The organism is Streptomyces sp. BI87 (assembly GCF_025957665.1).
In the GTDB taxonomy this organism is placed as follows: domain Bacteria; phylum Actinomycetota; class Actinomycetes; order Streptomycetales; family Streptomycetaceae; genus Streptomyces; species Streptomyces albidoflavus.
This window is the reverse complement of record NZ_CP110079.1, coordinates 1,720,175-1,737,655: the sequence shown is the minus strand read 5'-3', so window position 1 is coordinate 1,737,655 and position 17,481 is coordinate 1,720,175. Positions and strand designations below refer to the sequence as shown.

11 protein-coding genes and 1 pseudogene are annotated in these 17,481 nt (G+C 73.8%); 5 read left to right on the top strand and 7 right to left on the bottom strand.

The window, feature by feature from the left end; all coding sequences use genetic code 11:
• Positions 1-261: 261 nt before the first annotated feature.
• Positions 262-1,665, top strand: a complete 1,404-nt coding sequence (locus OIM89_RS07380; protein WP_030699168.1) for a cation:dicarboxylate symporter family transporter — start codon at positions 262-264, stop codon at positions 1,663-1,665.
• A 172-nt stretch (positions 1,666-1,837) separates the two neighbouring features.
• Here the strand turns inward: OIM89_RS07380 and OIM89_RS07375 are convergent, their stop codons facing one another.
• On the bottom strand, positions 1,838-2,425 hold the full coding sequence (locus tag OIM89_RS07375) for a TetR/AcrR family transcriptional regulator (protein WP_030699167.1): 588 nt from the start codon (positions 2,423-2,425) through the stop codon (positions 1,838-1,840).
• A gap of 127 nt (positions 2,426-2,552) precedes the next feature.
• Between OIM89_RS07375 and OIM89_RS07370 the strand changes: the two genes are divergently transcribed.
• A complete protein-coding gene (locus tag OIM89_RS07370) occupies positions 2,553-3,455 on the top strand; it encodes an NmrA/HSCARG family protein (RefSeq protein WP_264491090.1) in 903 nt (300 codons plus the stop codon).
• A gap of 11 nt (positions 3,456-3,466) precedes the next feature.
• Here OIM89_RS07370 and OIM89_RS07365 read toward each other — a convergent pair.
• Positions 3,467-4,263: pseudogene (locus OIM89_RS07365) on the bottom strand (hypothetical protein).
• 33 nt (positions 4,264-4,296) lie between these two features.
• Positions 4,297-5,139, bottom strand: a complete 843-nt coding sequence (locus OIM89_RS07360; RefSeq protein ID WP_264491089.1) for an ABC transporter ATP-binding protein — start codon at positions 5,137-5,139, stop codon at positions 4,297-4,299.
• 239 nt (positions 5,140-5,378) lie between these two features.
• On the opposite strand from OIM89_RS07360, the gene OIM89_RS07355 reads away from it, so the two are divergent.
• The 3 genes from OIM89_RS07355 to OIM89_RS07345 all read left to right on the top strand — a co-directional run bounded on the left by OIM89_RS07355 (position 5,379) and on the right by OIM89_RS07345 (position 8,444).
• Positions 5,379-7,667, top strand: a complete 2,289-nt coding sequence (locus OIM89_RS07355) for a HelD family protein (RefSeq protein ID WP_264491088.1) — start codon at positions 5,379-5,381, stop codon at positions 7,665-7,667.
• A 75-nt stretch (positions 7,668-7,742) separates the two neighbouring features.
• Positions 7,743-7,871 carry a hypothetical protein gene (locus tag OIM89_RS07350; RefSeq protein WP_257202915.1) on the top strand — a complete coding sequence of 43 codons (129 nt, stop codon included), beginning with the start codon at positions 7,743-7,745 and terminating at the stop codon, positions 7,869-7,871.
• 201 nt (positions 7,872-8,072) lie between these two features.
• Positions 8,073-8,444 carry a hypothetical protein gene (locus tag OIM89_RS07345; protein WP_257202917.1) on the top strand — a complete coding sequence of 124 codons (372 nt, stop codon included), beginning with the start codon at positions 8,073-8,075 and terminating at the stop codon, positions 8,442-8,444.
• Between the two features lie 88 nt (positions 8,445-8,532).
• On the opposite strand, the gene glgB is transcribed toward OIM89_RS07345, so the two are convergent.
• The 4 genes from glgB to OIM89_RS07325 all read right to left on the bottom strand — a co-directional run bounded on the left by glgB (position 8,533) and on the right by OIM89_RS07325 (position 17,069).
• On the bottom strand, positions 8,533-11,373 hold the full coding sequence (gene glgB, locus OIM89_RS07340) for a 1,4-alpha-glucan branching enzyme (RefSeq protein WP_264491087.1): 2,841 nt from the start codon (positions 11,371-11,373) through the stop codon (positions 8,533-8,535).
• Between the two features lie 170 nt (positions 11,374-11,543).
• Positions 11,544-13,010 carry a maltokinase N-terminal cap-like domain-containing protein gene (locus OIM89_RS07335; protein WP_264491086.1) on the bottom strand — a complete coding sequence of 489 codons (1,467 nt, stop codon included), beginning with the start codon at positions 13,008-13,010 and terminating at the stop codon, positions 11,544-11,546.
• A gap of 319 nt (positions 13,011-13,329) precedes the next feature.
• Positions 13,330-15,069: a maltose alpha-D-glucosyltransferase gene (gene treS, locus OIM89_RS07330; protein WP_030697566.1), complete on the bottom strand. Its 1,740-nt coding sequence runs from the start codon at positions 15,067-15,069 to the stop codon at positions 13,330-13,332.
• Positions 15,066-17,069 (bottom strand): alpha-1,4-glucan--maltose-1-phosphate maltosyltransferase, encoded by a 2,004-nt coding sequence (locus tag OIM89_RS07325; protein WP_151168067.1) that lies wholly within the window; start codon positions 17,067-17,069, stop codon positions 15,066-15,068. The genes treS and OIM89_RS07325 overlap by 4 nt, the downstream gene beginning before the upstream one ends.
• Positions 17,070-17,481 lie beyond the last annotated feature (412 nt).

Below are 17,481 nucleotides of genomic sequence, written 5' to 3'. Positions count from 1 at the left end.
AGGCTGCGGGGACGGGGGAGGGGCATGCCGGACAGTCTGCCTGGCCGGATGTGTGCGAACTAAATGAACGCAAGGGTGACCGCCCTCACAGCCTGCGAAAGAGTCGCCGCACCGCCAGCACGTGAGCCGCACGCACTGAGCGTTGTGCAGGCACCTCCCCGCTCCGCCCCCCGGGTCGTGAGCGTCGCTTGCACGTCCGGCGCCGGGCGACCGCCCGCGCACCGGTTCGCATCCCCGACGAAGACGTCCAAGGAGGCCCCCGTGGCTACAGCCGCCAAGCGGGACAGAACGCATTATCTGTACATCGCCGTGATCGCCGCGGTCGTGCTCGGCATCCTGGTCGGCTTCGTCGCCCCGTCGCTGGCCGTCGAGCTGAAGCCGCTCGGCACCGGCTTCGTCAACCTGATCAAGATGATGATCTCGCCGATCATCTTCTGCACGATCGTGCTGGGTGTCGGATCGGTCCGCAAGGCCGCGAAGGTCGGCGCGGTCGGCGGTCTCGCCCTCGGCTACTTCATCGTGATGTCGACCGTCGCCCTCGCCATCGGCCTGGTCGTCGGCAACTTCCTGGAGCCGGGCCACGGCATGCAGCTCACCGACGAGCTGCGCGGCGCGGGCGAGGCCCAGGCCGGTGAGGCCAGCGAGTCCACCGTCGACTTCCTGATCGGCATCATCCCGACCACCATGGTCTCCGCCTTCACCGGCGGCGAGGTCCTCCAGACCCTGCTGATCGCCCTCCTCGTCGGCTTCGCCGTGCAGGCCCTCGGCAAGTCCGGCGAGCCCATCCTCGCGGGCATCGGCCACATCCAGCGCCTCGTCTTCCGCGTGCTCGCCATGATCATGTGGGCCGCCCCGGTCGGCGCCTTCGGAGCCATCGCGGCGGTGGTCGGCGAGACCGGCGTCGACGCGCTGAAGTCGCTCGCCGTCATCATGATCGGCTTCTACGTCACCTGCCTGGTCTTCGTCGTCGTGGTGCTCGGCGCGCTGCTGCGGATCTGCACCGGCGTCAACATCCTCAAGCTGCTCAAGTACCTGGGCCGCGAGTTCCTGCTGATCCTCTCCACCTCCTCCTCGGAGTCGGCGCTGCCCCGCCTCATCGCCAAGATGGAGCACCTGGGCATCTCCAAGCCCGTCGTCGGCATCACCGTCCCGACCGGCTACTCCTTCAACCTCGACGGCACCGCCATCTACCTGACGATGGCCTCCCTCTTCGTCGCCGAGGCGATGGGCAACCCGCTCTCCCTCGGTGAGCAGGTCTCGCTGCTCCTCTTCATGATCATCGCCTCGAAGGGCGCGGCGGGCGTCACCGGCGCCGGGCTCGCCACCCTCGCGGGCGGCCTCCAGTCGCACCGGCCCGAACTGGTCGACGGCGTCGGCCTGATCGTCGGCATCGACCGCTTCATGTCCGAGGCCCGCGCCATGACCAACTTCGCGGGCAACGCCGTGGCCACCCTGCTCATCGGCACCTGGACCAAGGAGGTCGACCGCGACCGGGTCCAGAAGGTCCTGGCCGGAGAGCTCCCCTTCGACGAGAAGACCCTGGTCGACGACGGCCACGGCGGCCCCGCCCCCGAGGACGTCGAGGCGCCGCCCGCCAAGGACGGCCTGGTGAAGGACGCCCCGCAGGCCGACGGCGGGGTCCCCCTCCAGAAGTCCACCACCTGACCCATTCCTCGCGCCGCGCCTCACTCCCCCCCCCCGAGGCGCGGCGCTGCCCGGACCGGACGACCTCCCACCGTCCGGCCCCGCCAACGCCCCCGGCTCCCCCCGCCGGGGGCGTTCGCGTGCCCCTGGGCCCTGTCCGGGAGCGGTACGCGTACGGGCGGTGTCCCCGGCCTCAGCCGCGCGGGCTGAGCCCCGACACGAACAGGTCGAGCAGGCGCGCCGCCTGCGCGGCCGGGTCCCGGTGGTGCTCGGTGGCGAGGGCGATGCCCGCCACGGCGGTGACCAGGTCGTGGCAGCTCGCCTCCGGACGGGCGGCGCCCTCGCGCTGGGCCCGGGCCAGCAGCGGGGCGAGGGCGGCTTCCAGAGTCGTGCCGCAGGAGGACGCCGCCCCGTCCGCGGCCCCTTCCGTCTCCCTGCCCACCTCGGCCGGCGGCTCGTACGCCAGGACGTCGGCGAAGCCGCGCGCCGAGACCGCGTAGTCGGTGAAGTCGCGCAGCCAGGCCAGGAGCGCGGCCCGGCTGTCGCTCTCGCCGGTCAGCTCGGCGGCCCGGGCCTGGAGGGCCTGCGCGCGTTCCGCGAAGACCGCTTCGAGCAGGGCCTGCCGGGTGGGGAAGTGGCGCCGGACCGTGGCGGAGCCGAGCCCCGCCGTGCGGGCCACCCGCTCGATGGAGGCGGCGGCGCCCAGTTCGGCGATCTCCGCCTCGGCCACGGTGAGGATGCGCCGGTAGTTGCGCTCTGCGTCGGATCGCCGGCCGGTCACGGGCACTCCCTCTCGACAAATGGCGGGGTCCGCCTCTTGATAAGTGGCGGGGTCCGCCATATCGTAGCGGACGTGAAGTGGCGGGCCCCGCCGTTTTGCTCGTGCCGAGATGAAGGATGCCCCGATCATGGTCACCACCCCTGCTCCCGTACTGGTCACCGGTGCCACAGGCACCCAGGGCGGAGCCGTCGCCCGGGCCCTGGCCGAGGCCGGTGTGCCGGTCCGCGCCCTGGTGCGCGATCCCGGCGCGCCCCGCGCGAAGGCGGTCGAGGCGGCCGGCGCGGAGCTGGTGCGCGCCGACCTCACGGACCCGGACTCCCTGGTTCCGGCGGTGCGGGGGGTCCGCGCCGTCTTCTCGGTGCAGATGCCGCCGATGAGCGAGGCCGGCGTGGACTTCGCCGGTGAACTGGCCCAGGCGACCCACCTGATCGAGGCGGCGCGGGAAGCCGGGGTCGCGCAGTTCGTGCAGTCCTCCACCTCCGGAGTCGGCGACCACACGCGGGCGCCCGGCTGGGCCGAGGGGCGCTGGGCCGCCATGGAGGAGTACTTCACCACCAAGCAGACGATCCTGGAGCGGGTCCGCGCGGCCGGCTTCCCCCGCTGGACGGTGGTGAAGCCCGCCTACTTCATGGAGAACCTGCCCGCCCTGCTGCCGCACGGCCCGGAGGGCGGCCTGGCGACGGTCCTCAAGCCGGACACCGAACTGGCCCTGGTCGCCCCCGCCGACATCGGCGCCGCCGTGGCCCGCGCCGTCCAGGACCCCGACCGCTTCCACCAGGTCGAACTGGAGCTGGCCGGGGACCGCCTGACCATGCACAAGGTCGCGGCGGTGCTCTCCCAGGTGTGGGGAGTCTCGGTCGAGGCACCGGTCATGGACCTGGAACAGGCACTGGCGGCGGGCATGCCGAGCTGGGGCGCGGGCCACGAGTGGAACAACGCCGTCGTCCAGCCCGCCCACCCCGAGGACGCCCGCGCTCTCGGGATACCGGTCACCTCCTTCGCCGACTGGGCCCGCGAACGGCTCGGCTGAGGCACCGGCGCTCACTCCTGGAGCCCCGCCGCCGGCAGCCGCGCCCGCGCCGCCTCCCACTCCGCGACGGGCGCCTCCCGAGACCCCCGTCCGGCGCCCCGGTCCTTGAAACCGGCGGAGGTCGGGACGCACGCCACCGGCCCGTCGAACTCGTCGCGGGACGCCGCCCGCAGCCCGGCCGGCCCCACCGCGGCGGAGGGTTCCGCCCCAGCCCCGCCCGGCCCAGTTCCGCCTGCGCCTGCTCGTCGGTGACCAGCGCCGAGCGGCCCCCGCGCTCCCGCGCCGCGACCACACCCCGGTAGCCGCCCACCGGGCAGTCGATGCCGTACGCCTCGGTGGGACCGGCCTCCACCCAGGCGGCCGGCAACCCCTGGCGCAGGGCCGCGGTGAGGGGCCCGCCTGCGGCCGGTTCGCAGGCGATCAGCCGGGCGCCCCGGACCCCAGGGCGGCGCTGACCGTGCACCGGTTGAGCCGGTCCTTGTGGCTGCATGGGGGGGCGCGGGACTCGTCCTTGACGAACACCCCGGGCTCCAGCTCCACCAGCGGGGCCCCTCCCTCGCCGAGCCCCGGGGCGACGAGCGGCGGGAGGAGCGGCGCCCACCGGTCGAGACCCCCGCGCCGCGGCCGCCCGTCGAAGAGGTCCGCGGGCACCGGGTCGTACGCGTACTCCACCTCTACCGGGTAGCTCACCTCCTCCGTGCTGGTCGCCGGGCAGCCGCGTCAGCGGGGGCCGGAGCGGGTAGCGGCGGCCGGGGGCGCCGAGTGAGCGCTGGGCGGTGGCGAGGGAGACGGTGGGCGCGGAGGTCATGCGCGAGAGGGCAGAGGGGCGGCGGGGCAGGGCCTACTGCCGAGCAGCCCCCTCGTCCCAGCCCTCCACCCCCGACCGCGCCAGCCACCGCCCCCCGTGCCGGGACACCTCCACCGGGCGGCCGAAGCAGGTGGTGAGGTGTTCGGTGGTGAGGACGTGGGTGATGGGGCCCTGGGTGAGGGCGCGGCCCTCGCGGAGGAGGAGGGCGTGGGTGAGGGCCGGCGAGAGTTCCTCCAGGTGGTGGGTGACGGTGACGGTGGCCAGTCGCGGGCGGGTCAGGGCGAGGTGGCGCATGGTGTCGACGAGGTCCTCGCGGGAAGGCAGGTCGAGGGCGTTGAAGGGCTCGTCGAGGAGGAGCAGGGCCGGGTCGGCCATGAGGGCGCGGGCGATCAGGAGCCGGGCCCGCTGGCCGCCGGAGCAGACGCCGTACGGGCGGTCGGCCAGTTCCTTGATCTGGAGTTCGGCGAGCAGCGCGCGGGCGCGTTCGCGGACCTCGTCGTCGTACTTCTTCCACAGCGGCTGGACCGAGCCGGTGTGGCCGGTGAGGACGACGGCGTGTCCGGGCAGGTCCTGCGGGACGCGCTGGGAGGTGGAGACGTGGCCGATCAGGGCGCGCAGCTCCCGCACGTCGACGCGGCCGAGCCGGTGGCCGAGGACCTCCACGGTGCCGGTGGTGGGGAAGGTGGTGGCGCCGACGAGGCGGAGGACACTGGTCTTGCCGGCGCCGTTGGGTCCGAGGAGCGCCCAGTGCTCGCCGGCGCGGACGGTCCAGTCGACGGTGTCGAGGATGGTCTGCCCGGTCGTGTGGCGGCGCAGGCTCGCGCCGTCGAGTGCGGCGACGACGCGCCCGTGCCGGTCGCCGGTGGTTCCGTCCATCGGGGCGGTCCGTCCTTTCGCGAGGAGGCGGAGACCGCGCAGGATAGCTGTACGCCGCACCTACCGGCCGGGGTGACCGCATGGCGAACAACGCGGGAGGGAGCGTAAAGGGCAAGAAAAAAGCCCTCCGGGGATTTGACGCCGGGGGGCTTTCGCTGCGTATATTCGGTGTTTCTGCTTTCCTTCAGATGGGCGCAGAAAACACCTGATGAAGCCATCGTAACCGGCGAGGAGTCGCATTGTCAACCGAGTGGCAGGGGAATCGCGAAGAGCGCGGGGACGACGCGGAATTGCGGGCCGAGCAGTCCTTCGTCACCCACCTGTACACCCTCCTCGACGCTCGCCGCGCCGCCGAGGAGAACGCCGTCAGAGCGTCGTTGTCGCAGGTCACCACGGGTCAGCAGGCCCGCCTTGAGCGGGATGTGGCGGTCACCGAGCACGGGATGACCGCGGCGGCGCTGGACGCCGTGGATTCCGGGCTCTGCTTCGGGCGGCTGGATTTCCGGGACGGTGCCGGCCGGCACATCGGCCGTATCGGAATCCGGGAGGAGAACGCCGAGCGCACGCCCGTCCTCATCGACTGGCGGGCACCGGTGGCGCGCCCCTTCTACCTGGCCACCGGCCACACCCCGATGGGGCTGCGCCGGCGTCGCCACCTCACCACCGAGGGGCGTACCGTCACCGCCCTGCACGACGAGATCCTCGACCTCGGCGACGAGCGGCGCACCGGCCACGAGGACCCCAACGGCGACGCCGTGCTGCTCGCCGCGCTGGGCGCCGCCCGTACCGGCCGGATGGCCGACATCGTGCAGACCATCCAGGCCGAGCAGGACCGCATCATCCGCGCCCCGCACCAGGGCGTCCTCGTCGTCGAGGGCGGCCCGGGCACCGGCAAGACCGCCGTCGCCCTGCACCGCGCCGCCTACCTCCTCTACGCCCACCGCGAGCAGCTGGCCCGCCGCGCCGTGCTCATCGTCGGCCCCAACCCGGCCTTCCTCGGCTACATCGGCGAGGTGCTGCCCTCCCTCGGCGAGACCGGCGTCTGGCTCGCCACCCTCGGGGAGCTGTTCCCCGGCGTCGAGGCGGAGGGCACCGACACCCCCCGCGCCGCCGAGGTCAAGGGCCGCCTGGAGACGGCCGAGGCGCTGGCCCGGGCCGTCGCCGACCGGCAGGCCGTGCCGGACGAGGTGCTGGAGATCGACCACGACGACTACGGCACCCTCCACCTCGACCGCGCCATGGCCACCGAGGCCCGCGAGCGGGCCCGCGCCACCGGCCTGCCGCACAACCTGGCCCGGCCGCACTTCGCCTTCCGGATCATCGACGCCCTCACCGCCCAGCTCACCGACCGCCTCGGCGCCGACCCCTACGGCGGCCCCAACCTCCTGGACGCCTCCGACGTCGCCCAGCTCGCCAAGGAGATCGCCGCCAGCCCCGAGGTGCACGCCGCCATCGGCTCGCTCTGGCCCCAGCTGACGCCCGAGGAGTTCGTCACGGACTTCCTCGCCGACCCCACCCACCTCACCGAGGCCGACGCCGAGGCGGTCCGCCGCGAGGGCGGGGAGTGGACCCCGGCCGACGTGCCGCTCCTGGACGAGGCCGCCGAACTCCTCGGCGAGGACGACTCGGCCGCCCGCGCCGCCGCCGAGGCCGAACGGCAGGAGCGCATCGCCTACGCCCAAGGCGTTCTGGAGGTCGCGTACGCCTCGCGGACCTACGAGTTCGAGGACAAGGACGACGAGGACTCCGAGGTGCTCGGCGCCCACGACGTCATCGACGCCGAGCGGATGGCCGAACGCCACGAGGAGGCCGACCACCGCACCGCCGCCGAACGGGCCGCCGCCGACCGCACCTGGGCCTTCGGCCACATCATCGTCGACGAGGCTCAGGAGCTCTCCGCGATGGCCTGGCGGCTGCTGATGCGCCGCTCGCCGACCCGCTCCATGACCCTGGTCGGCGACCCCGCCCAGACCGCCGGGGGTGGCGGCCTCGGCGACTGGCACGCCATCCTCGACCCGTACGTCCCGGGGCGCTGGGAGTACACCCGGCTCGGCGTCAACTACCGCACGCCCGAGGAGGTCATGGCCGTGGCCGGGGCCCTGCTCCGCGCCGAGGACCCGGAGTTCACCCCGCCCTCCTCGGTCCGCTCCACCGGCCGGCGCCCCTGGTCGCGGCGGACCGCCCCCGAGGCCCTTCCGGCCGCCGTCGCCGAGGCGGCCCGCGCCGACGCCCCCGAGGAGGGCCGGCTCGCGGTGATCGCTCCCGCCGCCCTGCACGAGGCGCTGGCGGCCGCCCTGCCGGACACCCCCGCCGGGGGCGAGCCCGACCTGACCCGGCCGGTGGTGCTGCTCACCCCGCGCCAGGCCAAGGGGCTGGAGTTCGACGCGGTCCTCGTGGTGGAGCCGGGCGCGCTGCCCACCAGCGACCTGTACGTGGCGCTGACCCGGGCCACCCGCACCCTCGGCCTCCTGCACACCGGCGACCTGCCCAGCGCCCTCGCCGACCCGGAGACCGTCGAGACCCGCTGACGCCCCGTCGCCGTGCGCGCTACCCTCTGGCCGCGCACGGCACGGGCACGGCGGCCACCGGGACCTGGGGGAGCGATGGCGGGAGCCGGCACAGGCGGACCGGCACCGGCCGCCGCGATGACCGAGGCGCCGCTGCTCGCGCCGTACGAGGGCCGGGGGGGCGCGGCCTGGGCGGGCTGGCTGCTGCCGCCCGGTTCGTGGTGATCCTCGGCGTCGCCCTCGCCCACCAGGTCGCCGACGCCGTGGAGGCGGTCACCGAACCCTGGGTGCGGCTCATCCAGAACCGCGTGGTGCTGGTCCTGGTGGTCCCGGCGGGGCTCGTCCTCTTCGTCCGCGCCGCCCGGCCCGGCCTGCGCCGAGGGGTGCCTGCGCCGGGCGCGGGGACCGCTCTGCGCCCTGCTGGCGGTGGCCGGCTCGCTCGGCCTCGTCCTCGCGGCGAGCGCCACCCAGTCGGGGACCAGCCTCGGCGGCAGCGCCTTCTGGAGGCTGTCCCTGCTGACCTGGCTGATCTTCTTCGGGCTCGGCGCGCTGGTCAACGGCGTCGCCAACGTCTTCCGTACCGCCGACGTCCACGAGGTCCTGCCGCCGCTGGTCTCCGTCGCCCTGGTCTCCGTCGCCCTGGTCTGGGTCAACCTCGTGGCCGACCTGGTGAGCGGCAAGTACGGCGACGCCCCGGACCGGGTAGCCGCCTTCCTGCTCTGGGGCGGCCCGCTCACCGTCACCTGCCTCGCCCTGTGGGAGCTGCGCCGCCTGCGCGTCCGCCACGGGCTGACCTGAGGCGCGCGCTCGGCCGCCGAACCCGGACACGCGGCGGCCCGGCCCGCCCCCGCCACGGGGGAGGACCGGGCCGCGCGTACCCGCCGGGTCAGGCAGGCCGCAGCCAGACGGTGGCCAGCGGCGGCAGGGTCAGCCGCAGGGCGGCCGGGCGGCCGTGGGCGCCGGGCTCCTCGGGCTTGAGGGGCTCCGGGTTGCCGATGCCCCCGCCGCCGTACCGCTCCTCGTCGGTGTTGAGGACCTCCCGCCACACCGTGTGGGCGTCCGGCACGCCGAGGGCGTAGCCGTGGCGGACCACCGGGGAGAAGTTGCTGACCGCGAGCAGCGGCGCGCCCTGGTGGTCGTACCGGAGGAAGGCGAGGACGTTGTCCTCGGCCGCGTCCGAGACGATCCAGGCGAAGCCGCCCGGGTCGGTGTCGCGCTGCCACAGGGCCGGGGTGGAGCCGTAGACCGTGTTCAGCTCGCGGACCAGGTCGCGTACGCCCCGGTGGTCGGCCTCGGCGCCGTACGCCGGGTCCAGCAGCCACCAGTCCGGGCCGTGCTCCTCGGACCACTCGGCGCCCTGGGCGAACTCCTGCCCCATGAAGAGGAGTTGCTTGCCGGGGTGGGCCCACATGAAGCCGAGGTAGGCGCGGTGGTCGGCGCGCCGCTGCCACCAGTCGCCGGGCATCTTGGAGACCAGGGCCTGCTTGCCGTGGACCACCTCGTCGTGCGAGATGGGCAGGACGTAGTTCTCGCTGTAGGCGTACACCATCGAGAAGGTCATCTCGTTGTGGTGGTACCTGCGGTGCACCGGCTCCTTCGCCATGTACTCCAGCGAGTCGTGCATCCAGCCCATGTTCCACTTCAGCCCGAAGCCGAGGCCGCCGAAGCCGCCCGCGCCGGTGAGGTGGGTGGGACGGGTGACGCCGTCCCAGGCCGTCGACTCCTCGGCGATGGTGACCACGCCGGGTGCCCGGCGGTAGACGGTCGCGTTCATCTCCTGGAGGAAGGCGACCGCGTCGTGGTTCTCCCGCCCGCCGTACTCGTTGGGCGACCACTGGCCGTCCTCGCGGGAGTAGTCGAGGTAGAGCATCGAGGCGACCGCGTCGACCCGCAGCCCGTCGATGTGGAACTCCTCGCACCAGTACACCGCGTTGGCCACCAGGAAGTTGCGGACCTCGGTACGGCCGTAGTCGAACTCCAGCGTCCCCCAGTCCGGGTGCGCCGCCCGGCGCGGGTCCGGGTGCTCGTACAGCGGACGCCCGTCGAACTCCGCCAGGGCCCAGTCGTCGCGCGGGAAGTGCGCCGGAACCCAGTCCATCAGCACCCCGATGCCCGCCTGGTGCAGGGCGTCGACCAGGTACTTGAAGTCGTCCGGGGTGCCGAGCCGCGCGGTCGGCGCGTAGAAACCGGTCACCTGGTAGCCCCAGGAGCCGCCGAAGGGATGCTCGGCGACCGGCATCAGCTCCACGTGGGTGAAGCCGAGGTCCTTGACGTACGCGGGGAGCTGCTCGGCCAGTTCCCGGTAGCTGAGCCCCGGCCGCCAGGAGGCGAGGTGGACCTCGTAGACGGAGAAGGGCGCCTCGTGCACCGCGGTCTGCCCGCGCCGGGCCAGCCACGCCTGGTCGCCCCAGGTGTGGTGGGAGTCGGCGACCACGGAGGCGTTGGCGGGCGGCACCTCGGTGCGGCGGGCCATCGGGTCGGAGCGGCGGGTCAGCGAACCGTCCGGCCGGGCGATCTCGAACCGGTACAGCGCCCCCTCGCCGACCCCCGGCACGAACAGTTCCCAGATCCCGCTGGAGCCGAGCGAACGCATCGGGTACGCCGTGCCGTCCCAGTAGTTGAAGTCACCGATGATCCGCACACCGCGCGCGTTCGGCGCCCAGACGGTGAACCGGGTCCCGGTCGCCCCCTCGTGCGTCATCGGCCGCGCCCCCAGCGCCCGCCACAGCTCCTCGTGCCGCCCCTCACCGATCAGGTGCAGGTCGAAGGAGCCGAGCGAGGGGAGCATGCGGTACGGGTCGGGGGTGGTGAGGGTGTGGGCGGGGCCGCCCTCCTGGCCCGGGTAGGTGATCTCCAGCCGGTAGTCGGGCACCGAGGCCACCGGCAGCAGCCCCGAGAAGAACCCGTCGCCGTCGTCGGTCAGCGCGACGCGCAGCCCCTCGGCGACCACCGCGACCCCGGTGGCGTACGGCCGCAACGCCCGCACCACGACACCGTCCTTCGCCGGGTGCGCGCCGAGCACGCCGTGCGGGTCGTGGTGGTGGCCGTGGAGCAGGCGGCCCCGGTCGTCGGGGTGCGGCGCGTACGGCGAGGCGGGCGGCGCGGTGGCCGCCACGGGGCGCCGGGTGCGGGCGGCGGGGGTGCGGCCGGGCTTGGCCGGGGTCTTGGCGCGGGACTTGGCGGGCGTCTTGGCGCCGGACTTGGCGCCCGTCTTCGCGCCGGACTTCGCCGCCGCCTCGGTCCCGCTCTTCGCGGCGCCCTCGCCCCCGGCCGTCGTGGCCGCCTTCGCGGTCGTCGCGGTGCCGGCCTTGGCGGTGGTCCGGGTCCGGGTCTTCGACTTCGCCTTGGTCTTCGGCGCGGCGTCACCGGTCGCGGACGTGGTCCGCTCGGCGGGCTCTTCCGGCTGCGCGGCCGGCTCGCGCGACGGCTTGCCGGTCGCCTTGGCGGGCTTGCCCGCGCTGCCGGACTTGGTGGAGCGGGGGCGGCCGGTGCGGGCGCGGGCCACGTCCTCGTTGTCGGTGCCCGGTGTGGCGGTCCGGGCCGGGCGGGTGCGGGTGGCGGTGGCCGCCTTCGGGTCGCTGCCGGTGCTCGCGGCGCGCTCGGGGTCGGGAGAGACGGCGGCCGGGGCCTCGGTCTCCCGGTCCTCCCCGCGGGCCGGGGCGGGGACCAGGGGGGCGGGCGGCTCGGCCGCGTCGGAGGGTTCGGGGGCGGGCGGACGGGGGGTCACGGGGAGGGCCTCCTCGGCACGGTGGGCGGGGGCCCGGCTCGGGGCCGGGCCGGAGCGGATCGGGTGGGGAGGGGTGGTGGGCGGCGCCGGCGCGGGCCGCTCCGGCGGGGACCGGCGCGACCTGCCCGGGGCGCTGGACGGGGGAGTGGGGGAGGACGTACGCGGGCGGGTCAGTCCAGGCCGTGGCCGAGCGGGCCGCCGGTGTCGGCGCGCGCCCCGGCCGGGACCGGCGCGGCCAGCCGCTCCACCGCCGCCAGCGGGACGGGCAGCCAGTCGGGCCGGTGCCGGGCCTCGTAGAGCGCCTCGTAGACCGCCTTGTCGGTCTCGAAGGCGCGCAGCAGAACCGGTTCGTCGCGCGGGTCGCGGCCGTGTGCCTCCGCGTACCCGGCGCAGTACGCGTCCCGGCAGCGGTCGGCCCACTCCGGCGCCCACGGCTGGTGGGAGCGGGCGGCGTAGTCGAAGGAGCGGAGCATGCCGGCGACGTCGCGGACCGGGGGCTGGGGGAGCCGGCGTTCGGCCAGCGGCTTCACCGGCTCGCCCTCGAAGTCGATCAGCGACCAGTGGCCGTCGGGCCCGCGCAGGCACTGCCCGAGGTGCAGGTCGCCGTGGACCCGCTGGGCGGTGAGCGAGCTGCCGGCGAGCGAGGGGTCGGCCATCGCCTCGAAGGCGGTGCGCAGCCCCGGCACGTGCCGGTGGAGCGCGGGCACCGCCTGCGCGGCGGCGTCCAGCCGCTCCGTCATCTGCGCGGCCAGCGCCGCCAGCCGGGCCGGGCCCAGCGTCACGGTGGGCAGGGCGTCGGCCAGTGCCGCGTGCACCTCGGCGGTGGCCTGGCCCAGCGCGCGGGCCTCGCCGGAGAAGTCCTCACCCCGGGCGAGCGCGCCGAGCGCCAGCTCCCAGCCGTCGTCGCAGCCGCGCAGGAACGGCTGGAGGACGCCGAGGACCAGCGGCTCCGCGCCCCCGTCGGCCTCCAGCCAGGCGAGGGGCGCCGGCACCCGGGTGGAGCGGCCGGCGGCCAGCGCCCGGGGCAGTTCCAGGTCCGGGTTGACGCCGGGGACGACCCGGCGGAACAGCTTGAGGATCAGCCGTTCGCCGTAGACGAGGGAGGAGTTGGACTGCTCGGCGCCGAGCACCCGGGCCGGCTGCCCGGCCGGGATGTCGCCCTGCTCGGCGCGGGCGAAGCGGAGCGCCCCGAGCCGCCCGGGCAGCCGCAGCCGCTCCAGGAGGACCTCGGTGAGGCGGGCGTCGTGCAGCGCCTCGTAGACGGCCTGCCCGGCGAGCGGCCCGTCGGACGGACGGCCGATCAGCGCGGGTGCCAGGCGCGGCGGGAGGGTCCGGCGGACCCCGATGAGGAGCTGGTAGGTGTCGCCCGGACCGGTGACGGCGCCCAGGCCGGGACCGGCCGGCTGCTGGGCGCGGACCAGGAGGTGGAGCAGGCCGGGGCTGTCCGGTTTCGGACGTCCCGGCGGGCCCGGTGGCAGCAGTTCGGTGGCGGCGACCAGGGTGAAGCCCGTGACCGGGCGGCCCTTGCCGGCGAACCACCGCTGTCTGGGCAGCCAGGGGCGCAGCAGCGGGTCCAGGGAGGCGAGCAGCCCCCCGGACGCTGGGGAAGGAACGAGCGTGCTGGAGGCATCCGACATTGGCGGCGTCGCGTCCTTTCCCCGGGTACACCTCAATATCGCCCGACAGTGACCCGGATTGCGGCATTTGACGGTCCGGCGGTGCGCCCGGTCCCCTCATCGGCCGCAGAAGGCGGGCGTACGGGGTGCTGAAGTGCCCCGGACGGTGCGGGGCTCAGGGAGCGTGAAGGGGCGGGCTTGGTGCTCCGGGCGGGTTCGGGGGACGTGCTCCCCGGCCCCGGTGACCGGCGTTCTGCGCGCGCGTGATGCGGTTACGCGTGCCCGGTGCGGGAGGGCCGTAACCGTCCCGCACCGGACACTCCGGTCGTCCTGACCGCTGTCAGGGGGTGACGGCGGTGACCGCCGCCTCCTTGCGCAGGCGGAACCAGTAGAAGCCGTGGCCCGCCAGGGTCAGCAGGTACGGCAGGTCACCGATGGCGGGGAAGCGCACCCCGCCGGTCAGCTCCACCGGATGGCGTCCGGCGAAGGTCTGGAGGTCCAGCTCGGTGGGCTGGGCGAACCGCGAGAAGTTGTGCACGCACAGGACCAGGTCGTCCTCCTCCCCGTCCGGCCCGGGCGGGGCCTCGCGCAGGAAGGCGAGGACGGCCGGGTTGGTGGAGGGCAGTTCGGTGTACGACCCGAGCCCGAAGGCACGGTTCTGCTTGCGGATCTCGATCATGCGCCGGGTCCAGTGCAGCAGGGACGAGGGCGAGGACATGGCGGCCTCGACGTTGGTCACCTGGTAGCCGTAGACCGGGTCCATGATCGTGGGCAGGAAGAGCCGGCCCGGGTCGCTGGAGGAGAATCCGGCGTTCCGGTCGGGCGTCCACTGCATCGGCGTGCGGACCGCGTCGCGGTCGCCGAGCCAGATGTTGTCGCCCATGCCGATCTCGTCGCCGTAGTAGAGGATCGGCGAGCCCGGCAGGGAGAGCAGGAGGGCGGTGAAGAGTTCGATCTGGTTGCGGTCGTTGTCGAGGAGGGGGGCGAGGCGGCGCCGGATGCCGATGTTGGCCCGCATCCGCGGGTCCTTGGCGTACTCGGCGTACATGTAGTCGCGCTCTTCGTCGGTGACCATCTCGAGGGTCAGCTCGTCGTGGTTCCGCAGGAAGATGCCCCACTGGCAGCCCGAGGGGATGGCCGGGGTCTTGGCCAGGATCTCCGAGACCGGGTAGCGGGACTCCCGGCGGACCGCCATGAAGATGCGCGGCATCACCGGGAAGTGGAACGCCATGTGGCACTCGTCGCCGCCCTTGGCGTAGTCGCCGAAGTAGTCGACGACGTCCTCCGGCCACTGGTTGGCCTCGGCGAGCAGGACCGTGTCCGGGTAGTGGGCGTCGATCTCCGCGCGGACCCGCTTCAGCATGGCGTGCGAACGGGGGAGGTTCTCGCAGTTGGTGCCCTCCTCGGCGTAGAGGTAGGGCACGGCGTCCAGGCGGAAGCCGTCGATGCCGAGGTCCAGCCAGAACTTCAGCGCGGAGAGGATCTCCTCCTGGACGGCCGGGTTCTCGTAGTTGAGGTCCGGCTGGTGGGAGAAGAACCGGTGCCAGTAGTACTGCTGGCGGACCGGGTCGAAGGTCCAGTTCGACGCCTCGGTGTCGACGAAGATGATCCGGGCGTCCTGGTACTGCTTGTCGTCGTCGGCCCAGACGTAGTAGTCCCCGTAGGGGCCGTCCGGGTCGCGCCGGGACTCCTGGAACCACGGATGCTGGTCGCTGGTGTGGTTCATGACGAAGTCGATGATGACCCGCATGCCCCGCTGGTGGGCCGCGTCGACGAACTCCACGAAGTCGGCGAGGTCGCCGAACTCCGGGAGCACCGCCGTGTAGTCGGAGACGTCGTAGCCGCCGTCCCGCAGGGGCGACTTGAAGAACGGCGGCAGCCAGAGGCAGTCCACCCCCAGCCACTGGAGGTAGTCGAGCTTGGCGGTGAGGCCCTTGAGGTCGCCGATGCCGTCGCCGTTGCTGTCCTGGAAGGACCGGACGAGCACCTCGTAGAAGACGGCTCGCTTGAACCACTCGGGGTCACGGTCCTTGGCAGGGGTGTCCTCGAAGGTGTCCTGGACGGGTTCGTTGACGATCATGGTGTGGGTGACCCTCCGATCGGTGAGGACGGTCGCAGGACGAACAGGTGCGCGGGCGTGACGCCCGGCTCTAGACGCACGTAGTTGGCCCTGCCCCAGTGATAGGTCTCGCCGGTGAGCTCGTCGCGCACCGGTGTGGTGTCGTCCCAGCCGAGGCCGAGGCGCGGCATGTCCAACGAGACCGTGGCTTCCTGGGTGTGGTGCGGGTCGAGGTTGACGACCGTCAGGACCGTATTGCCACCCGATTGCTTGCTGTAGGCGAGCAGCGCGTCGTTGTCGGTGTGGTGGAAGTGCAGATCACGCAGTTGCTGGAGGGCCGGATTGCGGCGCCGGACCCGGTTCAGCGCGGTCAGCAGCGGGGCCAGGGTGCGGCCCTCCCGCTCGGCCGCCGCCCAGTCGCGCGGACGCAGCTGGTACTTCTCCGAGTCCAGGTACTCCTCGCTGCCCTCGCGCAGAGGCTGCGCCTCGCACAGCTCGAAGCCCGCGTAGACCCCCCAGCTGGGCGAGAGGGTCGCCGCCAGCACCGCCCGCGCCTCGAAGGCGGGACGGCCCCCCTGCTGAAGGTACGCGTGCAGGATGTCCGGCGTGTTGACGAAGAAATTCGGCCGCATGTACGCGGCCGCGTCCCCGGTCAGCTCGGTGAGGTAGTCGGTCAGCTCCTGCTTGCCGTTGCGCCAGGTGAAGTACGTGTACGACTGCTGGAAGCCGACGGCGGCCAACGCGTGCATCAGCGCCGGCCGGGTGAACGCCTCGGCGAGGAAGACGACGTCCGGGTCGGTCCGGTTGATCTCGGTGATCACCCGCTCCCAGAAGACCACCGGCTTGGTGTGCGGGTTGTCGACGCGGAAGATCCGCACCCCGTGGCCCATCCAGAGCCGCAGCACCCGCAGGGTCTCGGCGACCAGGCCGTCCATGTCCTTGTCGAAGGCGATGGGGAAGATGTCCTGGTACTTCTTGGGCGGGTTCTCGGCGTACGCGATCGAGCCGTCGGGCCGGTGGTGGAACCACTCGGGGTGCTCCGTCACCCACGGGTGGTCCGGGGAGCACTGGAGGGCGAAGTCCAGCGCGATCTCCAGCCGCAGCTCGGTGGCGGTGCGCACGAAGGCGTCGAAGTCCTCGAAGGTGCCCAGCTCCGGGTGGATCGCGTCGTGCCCGCCGTCGGCGGAGCCGATCGCCCAGGGCACGCCCACGTCGTGCGGGGTGGGGGTGAGGGAGTTGTTGCGGCCCTTGCGGTGGGTGGTGCCGATCGGGTGGATCGGCGGCAGGTACACCACGTCGAAGCCCATCGCCGCGATCGCGGGCAGCCGGGCCGCCGCCGTCCGCAGCGTGCCGGAGACCGGCGGGCCGCCGTCCTCGGGCACGACCGCGCCCTCGGAGCGCGGGAAGAACTCGTACCAGGAGCCGAAGAGCGCCCGCTTCCGCTCCACCAGCAGCGGCAGCGGCTCGGAGGCCGACAGCGGCTCCCGCAGCGGGTACCGCTCCAGCGCCGCCACCGCCTGCGCCTCCTGGGCCGCCGCGAGCCGCTGCCCGTCGCCGAGCGAGCTGTCCCGCAGCGCGTCGGCGACGGCGAGCACCGCCTCCCGGCGCCCCTTGGCCTTCGGTACGCCCTTGGCGGCGCGTTCGTGCAGCTGGGCGCCCTCCTCGAGGACCAGCTCGGTGTCGATCCCGGCCGGGATCTTCACGGCGGCGGTCCGGCGCCAGGTGGTCAGCGGGTCGCCCCACGCCTCCACCCAGTACGTCCAGTGGCCTTCCTCGGCCGGGGCGACCACGGCGCCCCAGCGGTCGGTGCCGGGCGCCAGCTCGCGCATGGGCGTCCAGGGGCCGGAGCGGCCGTCCGGGCCGCGCAGCACGACGTTGGCGGCGACGGCGTCATGACCCTCGCGGAAGACGGTGGCGGTGATCTCGAAGGACTCGCCGCTCACCGACTTGGCGGGGCGTCTGCCGCCCTGGACGAGCGGTCGGACGTCGAGGACGGGGATGCGTCCAATGGGGGTGTTCACGGCATCACCTGCGGATCGTGCGGGTACGGGGGTGGCCGGGGACGGGGGCGTCCCGGCCGTCGTCCTCTGTATCGGCAGCTTTCGCCGTCCCTTTGACGCCTCGTAAGAGCGGGGGACCGGACCGGGGACGCGATGGGGGCATGGACGCTCCTTGCCGTTCGCTTCGACCGCGCGCCGGGGGACGCGCCGGGGATGTACGTCGGGTGCCTGCGGCAGAACCGCGGCACCGGGCCGGACGGGGCCGGCGGGGCCGTGCGGGAAGGCGGTACGCGGGAGTACCGGGACAGCCTTCCCCCACCCGAAGGGTGAACAATCCGCCCCTCACCCACCTACTGACGCGTACCCCCGATTTCCCCCACCCCCGCTGCCCCTGGCATGTGCCTCGACGAAAACCCCAGGTTGTGACGGGTGT

Bases quoted from the DNA above. Each gene is read 5' to 3' on its own strand.
- OIM89_RS07335 (WP_264491086.1), bottom strand. From the start codon at position 13,010: ATGTCGGATGCCTCCAGCACGCTCGTTCCTTCCCCAGCGTCCGGGGGG.
- treS (WP_030697566.1), bottom strand. From the start codon at position 15,069: ATGATCGTCAACGAACCCGTCCAGGACACCTTCGAGGACACCCCTGCC.
- OIM89_RS07350 (WP_257202915.1), top strand. From the start codon at position 7,743: ATGGCGGGAGCCGGCACAGGCGGACCGGCACCGGCCGCCGCGATGACC.
- OIM89_RS07370 (WP_264491090.1), top strand. From the start codon at position 2,553: ATGGTCACCACCCCTGCTCCCGTACTGGTCACCGGTGCCACAGGCACC.
- OIM89_RS07360 (WP_264491089.1), bottom strand. From the start codon at position 5,139: ATGGACGGAACCACCGGCGACCGGCACGGGCGCGTCGTCGCCGCACTC.